The sequence below is a fragment of the Pseudomonas sp. KH_046_2 genome (assembly GCF_057838985.1).
In genome coordinates this window covers 227308-248283 of sequence record NZ_CM174480.1, presented here as the reverse complement: position 1 = coordinate 248283, position 20976 = coordinate 227308, and the positions used below count along the sequence as shown (strand labels likewise).

The 20976-nt window shown below is 60.6% G+C and carries 16 protein-coding genes; 10 read left to right on the top strand and 6 right to left on the bottom strand.

Annotated elements, in window-relative coordinates; all coding sequences use genetic code 11:
- The first annotated feature begins 193 nt into the window (after nucleotides 1-193).
- The 9 genes from AC3IX1_RS01120 (at nucleotide 194) to AC3IX1_RS01080 (ending at nucleotide 9588) form a co-directional block, all read left to right on the top strand.
- Complete coding sequence (locus AC3IX1_RS01120; protein ID WP_489386801.1) at nucleotides 194-958, top strand: hypothetical protein; 765 nt, start codon at nucleotides 194-196, stop codon at nucleotides 956-958.
- Between the two features lie 370 nt (nucleotides 959-1328).
- Nucleotides 1329-2561: an SfnB family sulfur acquisition oxidoreductase gene (locus AC3IX1_RS01115; RefSeq protein WP_489386800.1), complete on the top strand. Its 1233-nt coding sequence runs from the start codon at nucleotides 1329-1331 to the stop codon at nucleotides 2559-2561.
- Nucleotides 2562-2599: 38 nt separating this feature from the next.
- Entirely contained in the window at nucleotides 2600-3793 is a 1194-nt protein-coding gene (locus tag AC3IX1_RS01110; protein ID WP_489386799.1) for an SfnB family sulfur acquisition oxidoreductase, read from the top strand.
- Entirely contained in the window at nucleotides 3794-5146 is a 1353-nt protein-coding gene (locus AC3IX1_RS01105; RefSeq protein WP_489386798.1) for an LLM class flavin-dependent oxidoreductase, read from the top strand.
- Between the two features lie 175 nt (nucleotides 5147-5321).
- The gene (locus tag AC3IX1_RS01100) at nucleotides 5322-6131 is read left to right on the top strand and encodes a MetQ/NlpA family ABC transporter substrate-binding protein (protein ID WP_489386797.1); all 810 of its coding nucleotides are present in this window, start codon (nucleotides 5322-5324) and stop codon (nucleotides 6129-6131) included.
- A gap of 2 nt (nucleotides 6132-6133) precedes the next feature.
- Nucleotides 6134-7255 carry a methionine ABC transporter ATP-binding protein gene (locus tag AC3IX1_RS01095; protein ID WP_489386796.1) on the top strand — a complete coding sequence of 374 codons (1122 nt, stop codon included), beginning with the start codon at nucleotides 6134-6136 and terminating at the stop codon, nucleotides 7253-7255.
- Nucleotides 7245-7889, top strand: coding sequence for a methionine ABC transporter permease (locus AC3IX1_RS01090; RefSeq protein WP_046040756.1), 645 nt, complete (start codon nucleotides 7245-7247; stop codon nucleotides 7887-7889). The genes AC3IX1_RS01095 and AC3IX1_RS01090 overlap by 11 nt, the downstream gene beginning before the upstream one ends.
- 539 nt (nucleotides 7890-8428) lie before the next feature.
- On the top strand, nucleotides 8429-8785 hold the full coding sequence (locus tag AC3IX1_RS01085; protein WP_489386795.1) for a DUF6124 family protein: 357 nt from the start codon (nucleotides 8429-8431) through the stop codon (nucleotides 8783-8785).
- A 173-nt stretch (nucleotides 8786-8958) separates the two neighbouring features.
- Nucleotides 8959-9588, top strand: a complete 630-nt coding sequence (locus tag AC3IX1_RS01080; RefSeq protein WP_489386794.1) for a class I SAM-dependent methyltransferase — start codon at nucleotides 8959-8961, stop codon at nucleotides 9586-9588.
- A gap of 8 nt (nucleotides 9589-9596) precedes the next feature.
- Here the strand turns inward: AC3IX1_RS01080 and AC3IX1_RS01075 are convergent, their stop codons facing one another.
- From AC3IX1_RS01075 to AC3IX1_RS01060, 4 genes are all read right to left on the bottom strand, one after another.
- A complete protein-coding gene (locus tag AC3IX1_RS01075) occupies nucleotides 9597-11843 on the bottom strand; it encodes a glycoside hydrolase (protein ID WP_489386793.1) in 2247 nt (748 codons plus the stop codon).
- A gap of 163 nt (nucleotides 11844-12006) precedes the next feature.
- Complete coding sequence (locus AC3IX1_RS01070) at nucleotides 12007-15057, bottom strand: efflux RND transporter permease subunit (protein ID WP_489386792.1); 3051 nt, start codon at nucleotides 15055-15057, stop codon at nucleotides 12007-12009.
- Nucleotides 15054-16118 carry an efflux RND transporter periplasmic adaptor subunit gene (locus AC3IX1_RS01065; RefSeq protein WP_489386791.1) on the bottom strand — a complete coding sequence of 355 codons (1065 nt, stop codon included), beginning with the start codon at nucleotides 16116-16118 and terminating at the stop codon, nucleotides 15054-15056. The genes AC3IX1_RS01070 and AC3IX1_RS01065 overlap by 4 nt, the downstream gene beginning before the upstream one ends.
- Entirely contained in the window at nucleotides 16115-17218 is a 1104-nt protein-coding gene (locus AC3IX1_RS01060; protein ID WP_489386790.1) for an efflux RND transporter periplasmic adaptor subunit, read from the bottom strand. The genes AC3IX1_RS01065 and AC3IX1_RS01060 overlap by 4 nt, the downstream gene beginning before the upstream one ends.
- 177 nt (nucleotides 17219-17395) lie before the next feature.
- On the opposite strand from AC3IX1_RS01060, the gene AC3IX1_RS01055 reads away from it, so the two are divergent.
- Nucleotides 17396-18592 carry an AAA family ATPase gene (locus AC3IX1_RS01055; protein WP_489386789.1) on the top strand — a complete coding sequence of 399 codons (1197 nt, stop codon included), beginning with the start codon at nucleotides 17396-17398 and terminating at the stop codon, nucleotides 18590-18592.
- 23 nt (nucleotides 18593-18615) lie between these two features.
- Here the strand turns inward: AC3IX1_RS01055 and AC3IX1_RS01050 are convergent, their stop codons facing one another.
- Nucleotides 18616-19746, bottom strand: coding sequence for an RHS repeat-associated core domain-containing protein (locus AC3IX1_RS01050; protein ID WP_489386788.1), 1131 nt, complete (start codon nucleotides 19744-19746; stop codon nucleotides 18616-18618).
- A gap of 400 nt (nucleotides 19747-20146) precedes the next feature.
- Nucleotides 20147-20929, bottom strand: a complete 783-nt coding sequence (locus AC3IX1_RS01045; RefSeq protein WP_150726432.1) for a MetQ/NlpA family ABC transporter substrate-binding protein — start codon at nucleotides 20927-20929, stop codon at nucleotides 20147-20149.
- Between the last annotated feature and the right edge of the window lie 47 nt (nucleotides 20930-20976).

The following is a 20976-nucleotide window of genomic DNA, read 5'->3' as shown; positions in this document are numbered from 1 at the left end:
CATCACACCTCACCCACAACTAACAAATCTCATTGACACTTGCTCCCCCTGACTCTTATCTAGTCTCCAACCAACGTCACTCATCACGCCAAACTCATTATTTCAATTAAAAGTAATGAATGGTTTTGCTGTTCGATATTTAGTTTTTGAATTTCCAGAAACGGACTTCGTTGCAAGACTTCAAGGAGACTTCATGAAAAGCACCTCGAACAAATCCGGGCTTGTGGCCCCGACCCTGGCACAATCCAACAAGACCGGCATCAACGTCACTTGCGCGGCGCACCTGCTGATCGATGTGGCGCCCTACCCCGCCATGGACGAAGGCGACCTGATCGAAATGTTCTGGGACAACTGCTACGTGGCCTCCCGCGTGCTGACGGCCAGCGATGTCGGCCAATCGGTGCAGCTGCGGGTGCCTGAAAGCTTTGTCGCCAACGGTGCCTCGCGCATTCACTACCGGGTCATGCAGGTGGGTCGAGACCCGGTGGTTTCGGCCAGCCGAAACGTGCAGATCAAACTCGACTGCCCAGGCGGCCAACCCTCCGCGCTGTGGTGTGATGAAAACCAGTGCCTGGCACCGGTGAGCATTCCCGAGGCGATTCGCCGTCAGGGGGTCAATCCGAGCCAGGTCAAACGCGGCGTTCCCTTGACCATCGAGCCGTACCTGAACATGGCCGTCGACGACGAAATCACCCTGCGCTGGGGCGATGTGCGCATGGATCTGCCACGGCTCAAGACCGCCGAGGTGGGTCAGCCGATTCAGGTCTGGATACCGCCGGCCATCATCATCGAAGCCGGCGAAGACCTGCGGCTGGAGGTGACGTACTGCATTCTCGACCGGGTGGGCAACAACTCCCGCTGGGCGCCGGCCCGTACGCTGAAGATCGGGTGTGCAAATACTTATCTGAAGGTCCCGAAGAAACAACAGCTCAAGGCTGCTGAGCCCCGTAGACGATGAAGATGCTTGTGTGGCGAGGGAGCTTGCTCCCGCTGGGGTGCGAAGCGCCCCTACCCCCTGCAATTGAGTCCATTCAAATAAATCGCGGAGAAAGGTTTTGCGACTGCTGCGCAGCCGAGCGGGAGCAAGCTCCCTCGCCACAGGGGTCGGTGCACACCAGCGGAATCCATCCTTCTATCTATATTCCTAAAAGTTAGTTCATAAAATATTTATACACGTTTAGGGTATATACACCGGACCACCGGACATCCTTGTTTTCATGCGCGGCCACAAGCGGCGCTTCCATAAGATGTGAGGTAGGTATGGTCCGGAACACAATCACCCCAGTGCAGATCGCCAGGGCATTGCGTGCAGCCAAGGAGCGGCACTGATGTCCAGTCTGGCAGATGCAAACGTCCAGAGTGACCTGGACATCGCCCCGCTGTTGTTGCCCGCAAAAGTCCTGCGCAACGATGCTCAAGCCATCAAGGCGGCCCACGAACTGGCGCAAGTCGCCCGCTTGCAGGCAGCCAAACGTGACCGGCAGCGCAAGCTCCCATGGTCTGAAATAGAACAGTTCACCCGCAGCGGCCTGGGCAGCATTTCCATCCCCCGCGAGTACGGTGGCCCGCAGGTTTCGTTCGTCACCCTGGCCGAGGTCTTCGCGATCATTTCCGCGGCAGACCCGGCGCTTGGGCAGATCCCGCAAAACCAGTTCGGCATTCTTAACCTGGTGCTCGGCAGCGCCACCGAAGCGCAGAAAAAACTGCTGTTCAAAAGCGTCCTGGATGGCTGGCGCATCGGCAATGCCGGACCGGAACGCGGCACCAGGAACACCCTGGAACTGAAGGCGCGCATCACCGCTGACGGCGTCCTCAATGGCCAGAAGTTCTATTCCACCGGCGCACTGTTCGCCCATTGGGTCGCGGTCAAAGCGTTGAACGACGATGGCAAACAAGTGTTGGCGTTCGTCCGGCGCGGCACACCGGGATTGCGCATCGTCGATGACTGGTCCGGATTTGGTCAGCGCACCACGGCCAGCGGCACGATTTTGCTCAACAACGTGCAGGCCGATCCTGAACTGGTGGTGGATAACTGGCGGATCAACGACACGCCGAACATCCAGGGTGCCGTCTCGCAACTGATTCAAGCGGCCATCGACGCCGGTATCGCCCGAGGCGCCATCGACGACGCCATCGACTTCGTGAAAACCCGCGCCCGGCCGTGGATCGACGCCAAGGTCGAGCGGGCCAGCGATGACCTGTACGTGATCGCCGATATCGGCAAGTTGAAAATCGAACTGCACGCCGCCGAAGCGCTGCTGCGCAAGGCCGGGCAAGTGCTCGATGAAGTCAGCGCCGCACCCTTCACCGCCGAGTCCGCCGCCCGTGCCTCGATTGCCGTGGCCGAAGCCAAAGTGCTGACCACCGAGATCTCGTTGCTGGCCAGCGAAAAGCTCCTCGAACTGGCCGGCAGCCGCGCCACGCTCGCCGAATTCAACCTCGACCGCCACTGGCGCAACGCCCGGGTGCACACCCTGCACGATCCGGTGCGCTGGAAGTACCACGCCATCGGCGCCTATCGCCTCAACGGCACGCTGCCCAATCGCCATTCCTGGATCTGACGACCAGAACACTTTTTACCAGAGCTCTGGAGAAACACATGACAAGTTCTCACCACGTCGCGGTCATCACCAGCGATGAGCAAGCCCTGATCGTAGCCAGCGACCTTGCCGAAGACTTCAAACGCGACAGCGCCACACGCGACCGTTTACGCCGCTTGCCACACCCGGAACTGGAAGTGTTTTCCCGCTCGGGCCTGTGGGGCATCAGCGTGCCAAAGGAACACGGCGGTGCCGGTGTTTCCAACGTCACCCTGGCCAAGGTCATCGCCTTGATCGCCCGGGCCGACGGCTCCCTGGGGCAGATCCCACAGAACCATTTCTATGCCCTCGAAGTACTGCGGGTGAACGGCAGCCACGAGCAGAAGCAACGCCTGTACGCCGAGGTTTTGGCCGGTCAGCGCTTCGGCAATGCGCTGGCCGAACTCGGCACTAAAACCGCACACGATCGCGTCACCAGCCTGACTCGCGACGGCAGCGGCTATCGCATCAATGGTCGCAAGTTCTACGCCACGGGCGCGATCTACGCCCAGCGCATTCCCACCTCGGTGATGGATGAAAACGGCGTACAGCAACTGGCGTTCCTCCCGCGCAACAGCAAGGGCCTGACCGTGATCGACGACTGGAGCGGCTTCGGCCAGCGCACCACCGGCAGCGGTTCGGTGGTGTTCGAAGATGTCTACGTCGCCGGCGAAGATGTCATCCCCTTTCAAAGCGCTTTCGAGCGCCCGACCCCGGTCGGCCCGCTGGCGCAGATTCTCCATGCCGCTATCGACACCGGCATCGCCCGCGCCGCGTATGAAGATGCGCTGCACTTCGTGCGCACGAAAACCCGGCCGTGGATCGACGCCACCCACGAAAAAGCCACGGACGATCCGCTGACCCTCAAGAGCTTCGGCCACCTGAGCATTCGCCTGCACGCCGCCGAGGCGCTGCTGGAACGTGCTGGTGAATACCTCGACGAGGCCCAGGCCGACACCCATGCACAGACCGTCGCCGCCGCGTCGATTGCCGTCGCCGAAGCCCGCGCCCTCAGCACCGAAATCTCCCTGGCCGCCGGCAGCACGCTGTTCGAACTGGCCGGCAGTCAGGCGACCTTGATCGAACACGGCCTCGACCGCCATTGGCGCAACGCCCGGGTGCACACCCTGCACGACCCGGTGCGCTGGAAGTATCACGCGGTGGGCAATTACTACCTCAACGATGAAAACCCGCCACTGCGGGGGACCATCTGAATGGCCAAGAAGAAGATCCTGCTCAATGCCTTCAACATGAACTGCATCGGGCACATCAACCATGGTTTGTGGACGCACCCGCGCGACACATCCACCCGCTACAACACGATCGAATACTGGACCGAACTAGCGCAGCTGCTGGAGCGCGGGTTGTTCGACGGCCTGTTCATCGCCGACATCGTCGGGGTCTACGACGTCTACCAGAACTCGGTGGACGTGCCGTTGAAAGAGTCGATCCAGTTGCCGGTCAACGATCCGCTGCTGCTGGTTTCAGCGATGGCGGCAGTGACGAAAAACCTCGGCTTCGGCCTGACCGCCAACCTCACCTACGAAGCGCCGTACCTGTTCGCCCGTCGCCTGTCGACGCTGGATCACCTGAGCCGTGGGCGAGTCGGCTGGAACATCGTCACCGGCTATCTCGACAGCGCCGCCAAGGCCATGGGCCTGAGCGAACAGGTCGAGCATGACCGTCGTTACGACCAGGCCGACGAGTACCTGGAGGTGCTCTACAAACTCCTGGAAGGCAGTTGGGAAAACGGCGCGGTGCTCAATGATCCAGGGCAACGGATCTATGCGCAGCCGGACAAAGTGCACAAGGTCGAGCACAAGGGCGAGTTCTATCAGGTCGAGGGTTATCACCTCTGTGAACCCTCGCCGCAGCGCACGCCGGTGCTGTTCCAGGCCGGCAGTTCGGATCGCGGTTTGCTGTTCGCCGGGCGACATGCCGAGTGCGTGTTCATCAGCGGCCAGACCAAGGCATCGACCAAGGCCCAGGTGGACAAGGTGCGCGCCAGCGCCGTCGAAGCCGGGCGCAATCCCGAGGACATCAAGGTGTTCATGGGCCTGAACGTGATCGTCGGTGCCACCGAGGAGCTTGGCTGGAAGAAGCACGCCGAATACCTGAGCTACGCCAGTGCCGAGGCCGGCGTGGCGCACTTTTCGGCGTCCACCGGGATCGATTTTTCCCAATATGAAATCGACGAGCCGATCCAGTACGTGAAGAGCAACGCCATCCAGTCCGCCACCAAGCACCTGCAAAACAACGACTGGACCCGACGCAAACTGCTGGAACAACACGCCCTCGGCGGTCGCTACATCACCGTGGTCGGCTCACAGCAGCAAGTGGCGGACGAACTGGAATCCTGGATCGCCGAAACCGGGCTGGATGGCTTCAACCTGACGCGGATTGTCACGCCGGAAAGCTATGAGGATTTCATCGAGCTGGTGATTCCTGAGTTGCAACGGCGGGGCTCGTACAAGACCGCTTATGACAATGGGACCTTGCGTCAAAAGCTGTTTCAGCGAGAGGCGTTTTTGCCTGAGCAACATACCGGTTCGGCTTACCGCCGCTAACCCTGTGGCGAGGGGGCTTGCCCCCGTTCGACTGCGCAGCAGTCGCGAGACCAGCAGTCGAGTTGTAACTGACACACCTCATTGAAGTCTTTGGGGCCGCTGCGCGGCCCAACGGGGGCAAGCCCCCTCGCCACAAATACGCGTACACATTAAATAATTGACTGGAAAAGACATCATGAAAAAGAACTACCTCTCCCACCCAGTCAAAGCACTGGCCCTGGCCCTCGGCCTGTTCAGCTCGGTGACCTTCGCCGCCGACGCGCCACTGAAAATCGGCACCACCGCCGCCTTCGCCATTCCCCTTGAAGCGGCCGTCGAAGAGGCCTCCAAACAAGGCCTGAAAGTCGAGCTGGTGGAGTTCAGCGACTGGATCGCGCCGAACGTCAGCCTGGCTTCAGGTGACATCGACGTGAACTACTTCCAGCACATCCCGTTCCTGGAAAACGCCAAGGCTGCGGCAGGTTTTGACCTGGTGCCGTTCGCGCCCGGGATCATTAACAACGTCGGCCTCTACTCGAAGAAATACAAAAGCTTCGACGAACTGCCGCAAGGCGCCAGCGTGGCCATCGCCAACGATCCGATCAACAGCGGTCGCGGCCTACAGCTGCTGGCCAAGGCCGGTCTGATCACCCTCAAGCCCGGCGTCGGCTACAAGGCCACCGAAGAAGACATCATCGCCAACCCCAAGCACATCAAGATCCTCCAGGTCGAAGCCGTGCAACTGGTACGCGCCTATGACGATGCCGATCTGGTGCAGGGCTACCCCGCCTACATTCGCTTGTCGAAAACCTTCGATGCGGGCTCCGCGCTGCTGTTCGACGGCCTCGATCACAAGGAGTACGTGATTCAGTTCGTGATACAGCCCAAGAGCAAAACCGACCCGCGCCTGATCAAGTTCGTCGACATCTACCAGCACTCACCCGCTGTGCGCGCCGCGCTGGATAAAGCTCACGGCAAGCTCTATCAAGCCGGCTGGGAAAGCTGAACATGACCGCCGCAATCCAACGGCGACTGGAGCTTCCAGAGCCTCAACGTGCTGAACAAACCGAGCTGCATCCCGAGCTCAATCGTGCTCACGTGCGCTTCATCAATCTGGGTAAAACCTACAACGGCCAGCAAGGCCCGGTGGCCGCGTTGCACGGCATCGACCTGGCGATCCAGCGCGGCGAAGTGTTCGGCATCATCGGCCGCAGCGGCGCCGGCAAGTCGTCGCTGATCCGCACCATCAATCGCCTGGAGCAGCCGAGCAGCGGTCGGGTGCTGATCGATCAAGTGGACATCGGTGAGTTCGACGAAGACCGCCTGGTGGCGCTACGTCGGCGCATCGGCATGATCTTCCAGCACTTCAATCTGATGTCGGCCAAGACCGTCTGGCAGAACGTCGAGCTGCCGCTGAAAGTCGCCGGCGTGCCCAAGGAACAACGCGAGCAAAAGGTCCGTGAACTGCTGGAACTGGTGGGTTTGCAGGCCAAACACAAGGCTTACCCGGCGCAGTTGTCCGGCGGGCAGAAACAGCGCGTGGGCATTGCCCGGGCGCTGGTGCATGACCCGGAAATTCTGCTGTGCGACGAAGCCACCTCGGCGCTCGACCCGGAGACCACGCAGTCGATCCTCGGCCTGCTGCGCGAGATCAATCAGCGCCTGGGCCTGACCATCGTTTTGATCACCCACGAGATGGCGGTGATCCGTGAGATCTGTGATCGCGTGGTTGTCCTGGAACACGGGCGAATCGCCGAGCAAGGGCCGGTGTGGGAAGTGTTCGGCAATCCGCAGCATGAAGTCAGCAAGACATTGCTGGCGCCATTGCAACACGCATTGCCGAAAGAGCTGCAAAGCCGTTTGCAGGTGCAGCCAAAGTCCCCGGACGATGCCGTGGTCCTGCGCTTGCAGTTCACCGGCAGTCAACGCGACGAACCGGACCTGGCGGCACTGTTCAGCGCCCTCGGAGGCCGTGTGCGATTGCTGCAAGGCGGCGTGGAACGGATTCAGGGCCATGCCCTCGGGCAACTGCTGCTGGCAGTGACCGGCTCGACTCTCGGTGCCGAACAATTGCGTCAACGCGCCGGCCAATGGGCGCAACAGGTGGAGGTGCTGGGCTATGTGGTTTGATCGTTTGCTGCAGGGTTTTATCGACACATTCCTGATGGTCGGCGTGTCGTCGTTGATCGCGTTGCTGGCGGGCATTCCGCTGGCGGTGATCCTGGTCACCAGCTCCAAGGGCGGCATCTACGAAGCCCCGGCGCTGAACCGCGCACTGGGCGCATTCGTGAATTTGTTCCGCTCGATTCCGTTCCTGATTTTGATGGTGGCGCTGATTCCGTTCACGAGGTTGATCGTCGGCACCACCTACGGCGTATGGGCGGCCGTGGTGCCGCTGACCATCGCTGCCACGCCGTTCTTTGCGCGCATTGCCGAGGTCAGTTTGCGCGAGGTCGATCATGGGCTGATCGAAGCGGCGCAGGCCATGGGCTGCCGGCGTTGGCACATCGTCTGGCATGTGTTGTTGCCTGAGGCGCTGCCGGGGATTGTCGGCGGGTTCACCATCACCCTGGTGACCATGATCAACTCATCGGCCATGGCCGGGGCGATTGGCGCCGGTGGACTGGGGGACATTGCCTATCGGTATGGGTATCAGCGCTTTGATAGCCAGATCATGCTGACGGTGATTGTGTTGCTGGTGGCGGTGGTGGCTGTGATTCAGTTGGGTGGGGATCGATTGGCGCGGGGGCTGAACAAGCGCTAAGCACGTTGCGAACACCCTTTGTGGCGAGGGGGCTTGCCCCCGTTCGACTGCGCAGCAGTCGCAAACCTGCGACCGTGTTTTTCTGACACACCTCATTGAATGGTTTTTGGGGCCGCTTCGCGTCCCAACGGGGGCAAGCCCCCTCGCCACAAAAGCCCCCTCGCCACAGGTGATCACCACCCCTGAAAGGGAAGTTTTCGTACAGGGAAATCAGCCGTTCCGCAGGCCTGTTCCCTTTCCTTTGCAGGACATTTCCTAGATCATTTCGCTCGCTTGCGCCTGCCAAATCCGGTGGCTAGTCTCGGTCCGTCACTGCTCATCAGTGATCGGGTTTAGTAGCCCGGAACAATAGGCGCATAGCGATTCCATGCTCATGTCCGGCAAATTTTGCCGCATGCAGAATATGGTGGCTGTGCGTGGGGCACCTTCGGGTGCACCGGTTTTCCTATTGACCGGCCTACTAACCTGCGTACAGCCGCCACCCAATCGTTTAGTGGGCGATAAGTGATGGCTCCCATGCAGCAATAGGAGCAACATTCATGAAGAAATCCGTTCCCGATCCACCTCCCGAAAATCCCGCCAACGAAACCGTCACCGACGATTCACTCAGGGATCGTTCCGCGCTTTACCGAGCCATTGATTTCTACCTCACCGGCAAACAACCCGCACCAACCGATGAAATGCGCTTCTACAACGTCAGCAAAGACGTGAGCTTTGAAGACACCCAGCTCTATGTCGCCGACCTGCTGCGTTGTGCTTCGGTCACGGCGTATCAGTGTGGCGATCAACTCAAGGGTGCCGACCGGGCGATGGTGTACTCGATCTGGCATTTGCTGGAGATTGCCAAGGCGATGGTGGATCACTCCATTGAATGCCTGGGAATGAAGCAGGGCTGACCTTCTCTGTGTTTTTTAGATAGCCATCGCGGGCAAGCCCGCTCCCACAGGACAGCGAGCCGGTTCAAACGCCGCGGTACCTGTGGGAGCGGGCTTGCCCGCGATGGGCTGCGCAGCAGCCCCCGGCGCCATGGCGTATATTCGGTGAATCCAAATTGCCTGCGCAGCCGACCATGAAGCAAACACCCGACGACCTCGAACAGATCACCACTACGACCCTGGGCCACTACAACTCGACGGCCGAAAGTTTCCGAGAAGGCACGCGCGATCACGACGTCAGCCAGAACATCGATGCCCTGCTGCGGCACATACAGGGCGAGGCGCCTTTCAACATTCTCGATTTTGGCTGCGGGCCTGGACGCGATCTACAGACGTTCACCCATATGGGCCACAAGGCAGTCGGCCTCGACGGTTCGGAAAAACTCGCGCAGATGGCCCGTGAGGACAGCGGTTGCGAGGTGTGGCAGCAGGACTTCCTGAAGCTTGATCTGCCGGCCGAACGCTTCGACGGGATCTTTGCCAACGCTGTGCTGTTTCATGTTCCGCGTCAGGAATTGCCTCGGGTGTTGAAGCAACTGCGCGCAGCGCTGAAACCGGGTGGCGTGTTGCTCAGTTCCAATCCCCGTGGCGAAAATCAGGAAGGCTGGAACGGGCCGCGCTATGGGTCGTATCACGACCTGGCGGCCTGGCAGCATTTGTTGATCGAGGCGGGGTTTGTGGAGCTTGAGCATTACTACCGACCGGCAGGGCTGCCGCGGGAGCAGCAGCCTTGGTTGGCGAGTGTCTGGCTTAAACCCGCATGATTGGGTTTTCAGCGCGGCGTAGAAACCTCATGACTCAGGGTCGAGCCGTCCATCATCAGCGCGGTAATGCTTTGGCCGGCCAGACGTAAACCGTTCACTTCGCGCAGCTGTGCAGAAAAATTGGCCAGCAGCCGCGTGCCGTCGGCGAACGTGGTTTGCTGTATCAGCCGATCAGCGCTGAGCCAGCGAAAGTCCGTCATCGCCTGCGTGGCCAGACGTTCGTGCATCGGCCGGAAGAATGCATCCTGACGGGCGATCAGCGGCAACCGCTCACTCAGGGTAGCGGCACTCAAATGGTAGAGCGGCGGCACGTTGTACAGCAGTTGGGTCAGTTCATTCGGTACCCGCACGTTGCTCAGTTTCAGACTGTCGAACAACCAGTGATGGGTGCTGATGACAGAGCCGTGGAACACCGTTTGATACATCGGCAATCGAGTCGCCGGATCAAAGTGAATGCGCCGATAGGGTTCTTTCAAGGGCACTTGTTTGAAGAACACGGCCGGCTGCTCGGGCGGATACCACTTGCCCAGGAAAAAGCCGGAGTCGGTTTTTTTGCTCAGATCGACATCGCCCCAACCAATCACTGGCGTTTGCATGCCGTGGGTGAACAACACGCCTTGGGCGGTGGTTGCGTTGCCATCCTCGGAGCCGCTGGGCAGTTGCAGGCTTTCGTTGATCCAGCGCGAAGCGTCAATTTTGTCCTGTGCATTCTGCGCCTGCGTCAGCGTCGCGCCCGGGCGATAGCTGTCGTAAAGCATGCCAGTGGCATAAGCATCGAGAAACCAGCTGTTAAACCCGGCCCGCGCCTGGACAGCCCTGACCCGGGCCTTGAGCAACGAGCGCATGCATCCCGGATCGGTGTAGTGCCCCGATTGCTGGAAGCCACTTTTCAACGTGCCATCCTTGAGCTCGATGGCGCATTCGGCATGGGCTTTGTCGCCCAGATGCGCCGTGGTCCAGTCCGGGTTTTCACTGGACGCCAGCGCCGTTTCATAAGAGTCGTACGGCGCCAGCAAATACCCCGCTGCCACACCGGCGCGCACCGTTTCCGGGTGCCACAAGCCGCCTTCCCAACCCTCGCCAAGACCCAGCCATAGTCGCGACAGACCGGCCTCGCGCAATTGCTCGAAGGTGTCCGGCGACAAGGTGCTGCCCCAGCGCTCAGGTGCGGAACTCAAGGCATCCGTGAAGTCACGCGCCAGCCTCGCGCGCAACTCACCATAAGCGCCGACGAGTTCCTGCATGTCCGGCACGGCTCGCGCTTGCCAGTTTTTACGCGCCATCATATTGAGGGCCGCATTGAGACTGCGCAGCAAAACCGTTTTCCGGTAACGATCCAGTGTGGCTTCGCCACTGTCGAGTATCAACATGGCTTCATTATCCAGCCCCTCTCGCAGCTCCCGCGCCAACGGTGTCTGGCTGCGTAACCGCGCGAGCAGAGCCGGCCAGTTGCGCACATCCTTGGGCCCCAGCAGATCGTTGCCCCACAGATAGACATGGCTGGCGCCCAGCAGCTTTGCAGCTTGCGGGGTTTTCTCGAGTTTGCCGCTCAAGGGCTCGTAGCGCCCGTTGTCGATCAGCCATTGGCGGTAGCGTTTTGCCCCTGCCCGCGGGTCGGCATCGCCGAGAAACAAGGTGAACGTCAGCGGTGCCGAGGGCTCCAGCGACGTGAATTCATGCCTCGCCGTCAGCGCCAAAGCCCTGCCGTCGGTGCTGAAGGTCAGGCGATTGTTGTAGGGATTGGTCATCAGCCAATGCAGGCTGAATCCGCCATGGTCAACGCCCCAGAGCGGCAGGCTCAAATCCTGGGTGGTATTGACTGCGCCCTGCTCCAGCAAAAACGTTTGCCACTGCCGATCGCCGGCCGGCACGTAATGCCCCTCGGCCATCGGCCAGCTCAGGCCTTGACCCATAGCACTACCGGGTTGGTCGAGAAACGTCAGGTCGGCGGCTGCATGCGCCTTGATCGACAGGAAAAGATCCGCACCCTGTAATTTGGCGCTGAGGGCATACGTGCCCTCATCCCATTGCCACTCCAGACGCTCAGCCGCCCGCTGCAGCGCACTGACCCGCCGCGCCGCAACGCCGGTGGAAGCCCGGACGGTTTCATGGCCAGCCGGTGTCGCGCTTATCGCCAGGGTCGCGGGGTCGATATCGATACGCCATAGCGGGTTTTCCAGCACGGCACTTGTCGCGGATGTCGACCAGGCCAGCAACAGGCCAGACAGCAGCGCCCCGCGAATGAAGTCAAGCATGAGTTGTCCCCCCGTTCCTGATTGAAGGAGGGGCAGACTAATGCACTCGACCCAGGCTGTAAGTCAGACCGTTCCGAAACAATCGTGAGCAGGCTCGCCCGCACAGTCAATCGCGGTCAACTGTGGGAGCGAGCCTGCTCGCGATGAGCGCGAAGCGCTCGCCTTACCGCATCTCTTTCTTCGGCTCGCGAATCTTGTACCAGGCCACATACAGCGCTGGCAAAAACAGCAGTGTCAGCAAGGTGGCGATGACGATCCCGCCGATCATCGCGTAGGCCATCGGCCCCCAGAACACTTCCCGGGCAATCGGGATCATCCCCATGCTCGCCGCCGCCGCGGTCAGCAGGATCGGCCGACGTCGATGCTCGGTGGCCTGCACCACCGCATCCCACGGCGCGTAGCCCTTCTGCTCGTACTCTTCGATCTGGGTCACCAGGATCACCGAGTTACGGATGATGATACCGATCAACGCCAGAATCCCGAGGATCGCCACGAAGCCCATCGGCGTACCTGTCGGCACCAGCGCGAGGACCACGCCGATCAGCCCCAGCGGCGCGACACTGGCCACCAGGAACAGCTTCTGCACGCTGTGCAACTGGATCATCAGGAAGGTCGCCATCATGAACAGCATCAGCGGCACAACCTTGGCGATCGGGCCCTGGGCCTTGCCACTTTCTTCCACCGTACCACCGGTGGCGACCTTGTAGCCCGCCGGCAACTTGGCAGCGAAAGCGTCGATGGACGGCTTGAGGATTTTCACCAGGTCCGTCGGCTGGATCTCGTCGCGTATCGCCGCCTTGATGGTGATGGTCGGCAGGCGATCCCTACGCCATACCAACGGCTGCTCCAGTTCGTAGCGCACCGTGGCGAACGCCAGCAACGGAATCGACGTGCCGCTAGGCGTGACGATCTGCAGGTTCTGCAGGGTTTCCGGCGTACCGCGTTCGGAATCCACCGCGCGACCGACCACGTTGATCAGGTAGATGTCGTCATCGACCTGGGTCACCGTCTGGCCGCTGACGATGCCGTTCATCAGGTTGGCCACATCCTCGGAAGACAGCCCCAACTGCCGCGCCTTGTCCTGGGCGATGTCGATGCGCAGGACTTTGCCCGGCTCGTTCCAGTCGTAGATGATCTCGCCAATGTGCGGGTTCTTGTCCAGCTCAGTGGCCAGGTCGATGGCATGTCGGCGCACCTGGTCGATGTCCTTGCCGCTGACCCGGTACTGGATCGGACGCCCTACCGGCGGGCCCATTTCCAGTGCCTGGACATAACCGCCAATGCCGACGAAGTCGTTGCGCAAGCGCTCGCGAAGCTTCTGCATCATGGCTTCACGAGTATGGCCTTTGCTGACGATCACCAACTGCGCGTAGAACGGGTTTTGCAGTTGCTGGTCCAGTGGCAGGTAGAAACGGATCGCGCCCTGACCGACGTAGGTGCTCCAGCGCACGATGTCCGGATCGTCCTTGAGCGTGGCTTCGAGGCGGTCGACGGCCCGGCGGGTTTCGTCGAGCGAGGAGTTTTGCGGCAGGTTCAGGTCGACCAGGATTTCCGGGCGATCCGAAGACGGGAAGAACTGGTTCTGCACGTAGCGCATGCTGAACACCGCCAGTACAAAGCACAACACGGTGATGCCGATGGCCCACCAGCGATTGCGCATGCACCACAGCAGCCCGCCGTTGAACGCCTTGCCGATGCGCCCGGGTTCGCCTTCGTGGGGTTTCACCTTGGTGCTGAGGATGTGCACGCCGATCACCGGCGCAAACAGAACCGCCACCACCCACGACACCAGCATCGCGCAGGCGATCACCGCAAACAGGGTGTAGGTGTACTCACCGGCGGAGCTGGCGTTCAAGCCGATCGGCACGAAGCCCGCCACCGTTACCAGCGTACCGGTGAGCATCGGGAACGCCGTGGAGGTGTAGGCGAAGGTCGCCGCCTGCTCCTTGGTCTCGCCCATCTCCAGGCGCGTGACCATCATTTCCACAGTGATCATCGCATCGTCCACCAGCAGGCCGAGGGCGATGATCAGTGCACCGAGGGAAATCCGCTGCATGGTGATGCCGCTGTATTCCATGAACACGAACACCATCGCCAGCACCAACGGAATCGAGCACGCCACCACCAGCCCGGCGCGCACACCAAGACTGACGAAGCTGACCAGCAGCACGATCACCACCGCTTCGAACAAGGCACTGGTAAAGCCGCCGACGGCTTCCTCCACCACCACGGCCTGGTCGGAGACGTTGTAAATGCCGACACCCACCGGCAGGTCGGCGGTCAACTGGTCGATACGGGTGTGCAAGGCCTTGCCGAACGCCTGGACGTTGCCACCCGTCTGCATGGCGATCGCCAAGCCGATGGCCTGTTTGCCGTTGTAGCGGAATTCCGGCGAGGCCGGATCGACATAGCCGCGACTGATTTCGGCAATGTCGGCCAGACGATAGTAGCGGTCGTTGAGCTTGAGGTTGACCTCGGCCAGGTCTTTCTCCGAAGCGAACTTCCCGGAAGTGCGCACCGAAATCCGCTCCGGCCCGGCCTCGATGACACCCGCCGGGGTCACGGCGTTCTGAGATTGCAGGCTCTGCACCACCTGACGCTCATCGATGCCCAGCGCTGCGAGTTTGCGTGTGGAGAAGTTCAGGTACAGCACTTCATCCTGCTGGCCGACCATTTCGATCTTGCCCAGCCCCGGCACGCCGCGAATTTCCATGCGCGCCTGTTCCACGTAGTCGCGCAACTGACGCAGGGTCAGGCCGTCGGCGGTAAAGGCGTAGATCGAGCCGAAGACATCACCGAACTCGTCGTTGAACGACGGCCCCTGTATGCCTTGCGGGAACTGGTATTTGATGTCGTTGATCTTCTTGCGTACCTGGTACCAGATCTCCGGGATGTCCTTGGCACTGGTGGTGTCACGCAGGTACACGTACACCGTGGATTCACCGGGGCGCGTGTAGCTTTTCACGTAGTCGAGGGAGTCGAGTTCTTCGAGCTTTTTCTCGATCCGGTCGGTGATCTGCTTGAGGGTTTCCTCCTGGGTCGCCCCCGGCCATTTGCTCTGGATCACCATGGTCTTGATGGTGAACGAAGGGTCTTCTTCGCGCCCCAGGTTGAAGTACGAGAACACACCCATCAGCAATGCGACGAACATCAGATACCAGATGAACGACTGATGCTTGAGGGCCCATTCCGAGAGGTTGAAAGGCCCTTTCATTGACTGTCCTCGTCGATTTTCACTTGTTGCCCCGGCTTGAGGCTGTTCACACCGGCACTGACCACCCGCTCGCCATTCTTCACGCCGCCGGCCAGCACTACGGTGCTGTCGGTACGGCTGATCACGGTGATGTCACGGGGAGAGACGGTTTTACTCTGTGCATCAATCACCCAGATGCGTGGCTTGCCATCGACCTCCTGCAGCGCGGTGACAGGCAATTCGATACGCGGCTTGATCGCCGTGCTCAGGGTGACGCTGATTGCCGTCCCCAGACGGAAGCCATCTGGCGTTTCGGCCAGGGTCAGGCGGGCGCGACGGGTGCGTGTGGCGCTTTGAGCCTGAGGCTCGATTTCGCGGATGATGGCGGTGGTTTTGATGCTCGGATCGAGTTGCGCAGCGACCAGGAACACCACATCGCTGGGCAGTTGATCGACCAGGGTATCGGGCAGGTCAATCACCGCTTCCTTGATGTCCGGTTGCGCCAGTGTCACCACCTGCTGACCGGCCGACACCACTTGCCCGGCCTCGGCGCTCCACTGGGTGACCACGGCTTTATGGTCGGCACGCAGCTCGGTGTAGCCCAGTTGGTCCTTGCTCTGGTTGACGGCCGCCCGGGCCTGATCGAGTGAGGCCTGGGTGGTTTTCAGGTCGGTATTGGCCTCGTCGAGTTGCGCCTGCGCGCCAACCCCGCGGTCAAACAGGGCTTGCTGGCGCTGGGCAGTGGCCTTGGCGTTGATCAGTTGCGCCTGGACTTTCGCCAGATCGCCCTGGGCCGAGCGCAATTGGTTCTGTTGATCCGAAGGATCGAGGGTGGCGAGCAATGTGCCCTTCTGCACCTCGGTGCCGACATCAATGTTACGGCTGGCGATTCGCCCGCCCACACGGAAGCCGGTATCGGTTTCATAACGCGCCTGGATGCTGCCGGCGAAGCGGCCCAGGTCCTCTTCGCTCAAGGCCTGAACCTTGATCGACAGCACCGGCCGTACCGGCGCCGGCGGCGGTTCGCTTTCAGAACAGGCGCTCAGCACCAGCCCGATGGACAGCGCCCATAAAGGCTTCATGGCTTGGCTCCCCACGTCAGATCCTTGTAAGTGTTTTCGGCAATTTCGACGTCCATGTCCGGGTGCAAGAGTTGTCCGCCCGCGATGATGACTTTGTCCCCGTCCTTCAAGCCGTCGCTGATGATGATCTTGCCGGTCAGGTAGCGGCTGACAGTCACCGAATGCAGCTGGGCCTTGCCCTTGTCGTCGACAATCCAGACAGCAGGTTCACTGATGTTTTTGGTCAGCGCTGACCACGGCAACTCGATGACCGATTTGCCCGAGCCCTTGGCCGTGGCGCTCACTACCGAGCCCAACTGCATACCCTCGGGCAGTTTGTCGAGGCCGACCTTGACCTGCACGGTGCCGGATTGCGCCGACACCGAGGGGGTGACTTCGCGCACGGTGCCGGTGGTCTTGATCGCCGGGTTGTCGAGTAGACTGAGGACGATGGTTTGATCTTTCGGCTTTTCGGCCAGCAGTGACTCGTAGACGTTGAACACCGCATCCCGGTCGCCGTCACGGGCCAGGCTGAAGACCGGCATGGTCGCCTGCACCACCTGGCCAACTTCTGCCTGGCGCTCGGTAATGATCCCCGGCGCATCGGCGATCAGCGCCGTATAGCTCAGTTGATCCTTGGCATTGGCCAACTGCGCCTTGGCGGCGCTCAAGGCACTCTGACTGCTGTGCAAGGCTGCCTGGGCCGAGTCGTATTCGCTCTGGCTGGTGTAACCCTTGGGCAGCAATTTTTGCTGACGCACGAACGCAGCCGCACTCTGGGTCACCCGCGCCTGTTCGGCGACCACTTGTGCCTGGGCCGAATCGACGCTGGTCTGCAAATCCTTCGGGTCGAGCCGGGCCAGCACTTGCTTGGCTGTCACACGATCGCCGACGTCAACCGAGCGCTGGATGATCTTGCCACCCACACGGAAAGACAGCTCCGTCTGTATCCGGGCCTGGATATCACCGGTGAGGGTAACCGAGGCCGCGTAATCCGCCGGCTTGACGACTTGCACGAACACCCGTGGCAGGTATTCCTGCACGGGCTTTTTCTCGTCGCAAGCCGTCAGCAGGGTGACGACACTCAAGGCCATTACTACTTTCAATCCGGGAACCACCATGCAAACTCCTTGGCCTTTTTCATGTACAACACGACAGAGAGCTTAGAACAGGATTGGAACCTTGCACGAGCGTCTTATGAAGAAAAAGTTCGCACCTTTTTAGCCCCGAAACACTTGCCATAGACGCCTGTGCATGCCTGACAATGAGCCCCGGTCGATCCCGCCTCAGGAACCCAAATGCTCAAGACCCTCGCCGTGGCCAACTACCGCTCGATCAACAAACTGGTGATCCCGCTGGGCCGGCTGAATCTGATCACCGGCCCCAACGGCAGCGGTAAATCAAACCTGTACCGTGCGCTGCGCCTGCTGGCGGAAACCGCCCACGGCGGCGTGGTCAACGCCTTGGCCCGTGAAGGAGGCCTGGATTCGACCTTCTGGGCCGGCCCGGAAACCATCTCCCGGCGCATGCGCACTGGCGAAGTCGCCATCGAGCCCACCGTGCGCCAAGGCGTCAAACGCCTGCGACTGGGGTTTGCGGGAGAGGATTTCGGCTACTCGATCAGCCTCGGCCTGCCCGATTCCAATGGCCATTTCATGCTGCCCGGGCGCAGCTCGCCAATACCGTCTTATTTCAGCCTCGACCCGCAAATCAAACGCGAATGCCTGTGGGCCGGAGCGTTCTATCGCCCGGCCAGTCTGCTGGTCGATCGTGACGGCCCGATGATCCGTGCCCGCGCCGATCGCAAGTGGGATGTATTGGCGCAGCACACGCCGACTTTCGACAGCCTGTTCGATCAGGTCGGTAGCCTGCGCAGTTCGCCGGAAGTGCTGGAGATGCGCGAGTTCATCCGCCGCTGGCGCTTTTACGATCACTTTCGCAGCGATGCCGACGCCCCCGCCCGTCAACCACAACTGGGCACCCGCACACCGGTGCTGCACCACGACGGACGTGATCTGGCGGCGGCCTTGCAGACGATCATCGAAATTGGCGACCCCGAGGCTTTACGGGCGGCGATCAGCGATGCCTTCCCCGGCGCACGACTGAACATTGAACCACTGCCCGGCGGGCGCTTCGCCATCGAGTTCTTTCAGGAAGGTTTGTTGCGGCCGCTGTCGGCCGCCGAGCTGTCGGATGGAACGTTGCGTTACCTACTGCTGGTCGCGGCGCTGCTGACGCCACGGCCGCCGACGCTGATGGTGCTGAACGAACCGGAAACCAGCCTGCACCCGGATCTGCTGCCGGCGCTGGCGCGCTTGATCATCCGCGCTTCAGAGCAGTGTCAGGTGTGGGTGGTGTCCCATGCCCGGCGTCTGATTTCGGCATTGCAGGAAGACCCGGAGTGCAATTGCATCGTGTTGGAGAAGAATCTCGGGCAGACCGGGATTGTCGGGCAGCGGATGCTGGATGAGCCGGCGTGGTATTGGCCGGAGTGAATCACCGTCACTCCTGCTCCGCTCTATCGGGAGTGACGACGGATATTTTTGGCATTCCTGAAAATGCCGGGCTGCCTGTTAAGTTGCTCATTCAAAAAATTGACTGTACGAGTTGAATTGACGGGATACACAAAACCCTGGAAGCCCACTGGTCCTGGAGTCGGAAATGGAGCCGATGGTTGAGGCGTACTGGGGGTCAGAGGAGGCGCTGATGGAGTCGGGAAATCTGGTGGTTGTACATCAGGCACAGACAGAGTGGCCGGACGATTGCGACTTTCCACAAAACTCTTCAAGGCAGGGATGGTCTTGGGATCACGCGCAGCCCAGAAAGCAGTCGCTCTCGATACCACCGTAAGCCCGGTTAATCCTAATGCAATAAACCCGAGAGTTTTAGCTGACTCAGAGTCCCCGGTGATACCCGCAACGGCAGTGGCAAGACCCGTCAGCGCTGAAGCCATCGTCGCCACTCCCGCCATAGTCGAGCCCGCTGCACCAAGGGTGTATTTGTAGGGTAACCGGCCTGCTGCGCCCCATTGCAAAGCATCCCTGGCCAACTTGAAGGGAATGGCAGGCGACATGGCGATTCGAGCATTGGCCACGCTGAACAGGCTCGTGATCAACCTGACAAACCGCCCCGTCGGATCACAGAAATTCTCCGGATCGCCTAAACAATACGCATATGGATTCAACCCACCCCGACCAAACGGGCTCAAGCTGTCCGGGCTGTTGAAGCGCATCAGAACCGGGTTGAACGCCCGATACCCGCTACCCAGCAGATAATGGCCGGTGGCCGGATCGACCGCTTCGCCGGTGAATCCGAGCAAACTGCCGGGACCACTTTCGACCCGCCGATGACCGTAGGGCGTGTAGACCTGACGCACACCTCCGTCAGGTCCGGCCATCTGCAATACCGAACGTTGCTGATCGGTGACCAGCAACTGGCTGTTGCGCTCGGCGCCGTCAAACGATTGCACTGCCAGCAGTTGCCTGTCGTGTTGCAGCACGCGGTGCCCACCCTGACCTTTCAGCAGCGTCACCAGATGTTCGCCGCGGTAGAACCGGGTCAGTTTTTCCAGCTCCAGCGGTTCCAGCTCGACCAGCCGGTCCAGGGCATCATAGCGGTAGCGATTGAGGGGGCGAGTCAATGCGCTCATGAGGGTCTACTCCCGGCGAGGGAAGCAGTTTGCACCCGCTAATATGCGCCGGCACCTAGCAGAACTGTTAGTGCCGGGAGAAAACTGACGCCCGGGTTTGCCCAGGCAAGAGAGGACAGCTACTTTCCATTGCGCCGTAGGAAGGATCTTTTTTTCGAAACGCCGCTCCAAGGACGAACCACTTTTGGCCAGACTCCCGGCCAAAATCTCACAAGGACGAGAACATGGCAGACGTACAACCGCCGCAACGGCTGGATCCGCAGGACATTCTGAAACTCTTGATGGCGTTGCGCAGGGCCTTGAAGGCCAAGCCGACCTGACCAATCCATCTCCCAATAAAAAACGCCGACGCTAAATCAGCCGTCGGCGTTTGAAACCTTGAAGGGGTTTGCTTCGCGAATCAGAACGCCGGCAGTACCGCACCGCTGTACTTCTTCTCGATGAAGGCTTTCACTTCCGGGCTGGTCAGGGCCTTGGCCAGTTTCTGGATGGCAACGCTGTCCTTGTTGTCCGGACGGGCCACCAGGTAGTTCACGTAAGGCGAATCAGCACCTTCAATGATCAGTGCGTCTTTCGCCGGGTTCAGGCCCGCTTCCAGCGCGTAGTTGGTGTTGATCATGTCCAGGTCGACCTGATCCAGCACACGCGGCAACATGGCCGATTCGAGTTCCTTGAACTTGAAATTGTGCGGGTTCTTGGCAATGTCTTTCGGGGTCGACACGGCGTTTTTCGGGTCTTTCAACTCGATCAGGCCAGCCTTCTGCAGCAGGATCAGGGCACGGCCGCTGTTGCTGCCTTCGTTCGGGATGGCAATGGTCGCGCCGTCTTTGAGCTCAGCCAGGGTTTTGACTTTCTTCGAATAGCCGCCAAAGGGTTCAACGTGAACACCGATCACGGTTTCCAGGTGAGTGCCTTTGCCTTCGTTGAAGCTCTTCAGGTACGGCAGGGTCTGGAAGTAGTTGGCGTCCAGACGCTTCTGGTCGACCTGCACGTTCGGCTGAACGTAGTCGGTGAAGACTTTGATTTCCAGGTCCACGCCTTCTTTGGCGAGGGTTGGCTTGATCAGCTCGAGAATCTCGGCGTGTGGCACCGGGGTCGCGGCAACCACCAGTTTCTCGCCAGCCTGGGCCAGGCCCGCGGTCAGGGCAGCCGCCAGTGCGGTGAACAACAGAACCTTTTTCATGCAGTGTCCTTATCGAAAATCACAGTCGCTTGTGGCGACGGCTTGAA

Coding starts and splice junctions, on each gene's coding strand:
- AC3IX1_RS01120 (WP_489386801.1), top strand. CDS start 194: ATGAAAAGCACCTCGAACAAATCCGGGCTTGTGGCCCCGACCCTGGCA.
- AC3IX1_RS01115 (WP_489386800.1), top strand. CDS start 1,329: ATGTCCAGTCTGGCAGATGCAAACGTCCAGAGTGACCTGGACATCGCC.
- AC3IX1_RS01110 (WP_489386799.1), top strand. CDS start 2,600: ATGACAAGTTCTCACCACGTCGCGGTCATCACCAGCGATGAGCAAGCC.
- AC3IX1_RS01105 (WP_489386798.1), top strand. CDS start 3,794: ATGGCCAAGAAGAAGATCCTGCTCAATGCCTTCAACATGAACTGCATC.
- AC3IX1_RS01100 (WP_489386797.1), top strand. CDS start 5,322: ATGAAAAAGAACTACCTCTCCCACCCAGTCAAAGCACTGGCCCTGGCC.
- AC3IX1_RS01095 (WP_489386796.1), top strand. CDS start 6,134: ATGACCGCCGCAATCCAACGGCGACTGGAGCTTCCAGAGCCTCAACGT.
- AC3IX1_RS01090 (WP_046040756.1), top strand. CDS start 7,245: ATGTGGTTTGATCGTTTGCTGCAGGGTTTTATCGACACATTCCTGATG.
- AC3IX1_RS01085 (WP_489386795.1), top strand. CDS start 8,429: ATGAAGAAATCCGTTCCCGATCCACCTCCCGAAAATCCCGCCAACGAA.
- AC3IX1_RS01080 (WP_489386794.1), top strand. CDS start 8,959: ATGAAGCAAACACCCGACGACCTCGAACAGATCACCACTACGACCCTG.
- AC3IX1_RS01075 (WP_489386793.1), bottom strand. CDS start 11,843: ATGCTTGACTTCATTCGCGGGGCGCTGCTGTCTGGCCTGTTGCTGGCC.
- AC3IX1_RS01070 (WP_489386792.1), bottom strand. CDS start 15,057: ATGAAAGGGCCTTTCAACCTCTCGGAATGGGCCCTCAAGCATCAGTCG.
- AC3IX1_RS01065 (WP_489386791.1), bottom strand. CDS start 16,118: ATGAAGCCTTTATGGGCGCTGTCCATCGGGCTGGTGCTGAGCGCCTGT.
- AC3IX1_RS01060 (WP_489386790.1), bottom strand. CDS start 17,218: ATGGTGGTTCCCGGATTGAAAGTAGTAATGGCCTTGAGTGTCGTCACC.
- AC3IX1_RS01055 (WP_489386789.1), top strand. CDS start 17,396: ATGCTCAAGACCCTCGCCGTGGCCAACTACCGCTCGATCAACAAACTG.
- AC3IX1_RS01050 (WP_489386788.1), bottom strand. CDS start 19,746: ATGAGCGCATTGACTCGCCCCCTCAATCGCTACCGCTATGATGCCCTG.
- AC3IX1_RS01045 (WP_150726432.1), bottom strand. CDS start 20,929: ATGAAAAAGGTTCTGTTGTTCACCGCACTGGCGGCTGCCCTGACCGCG.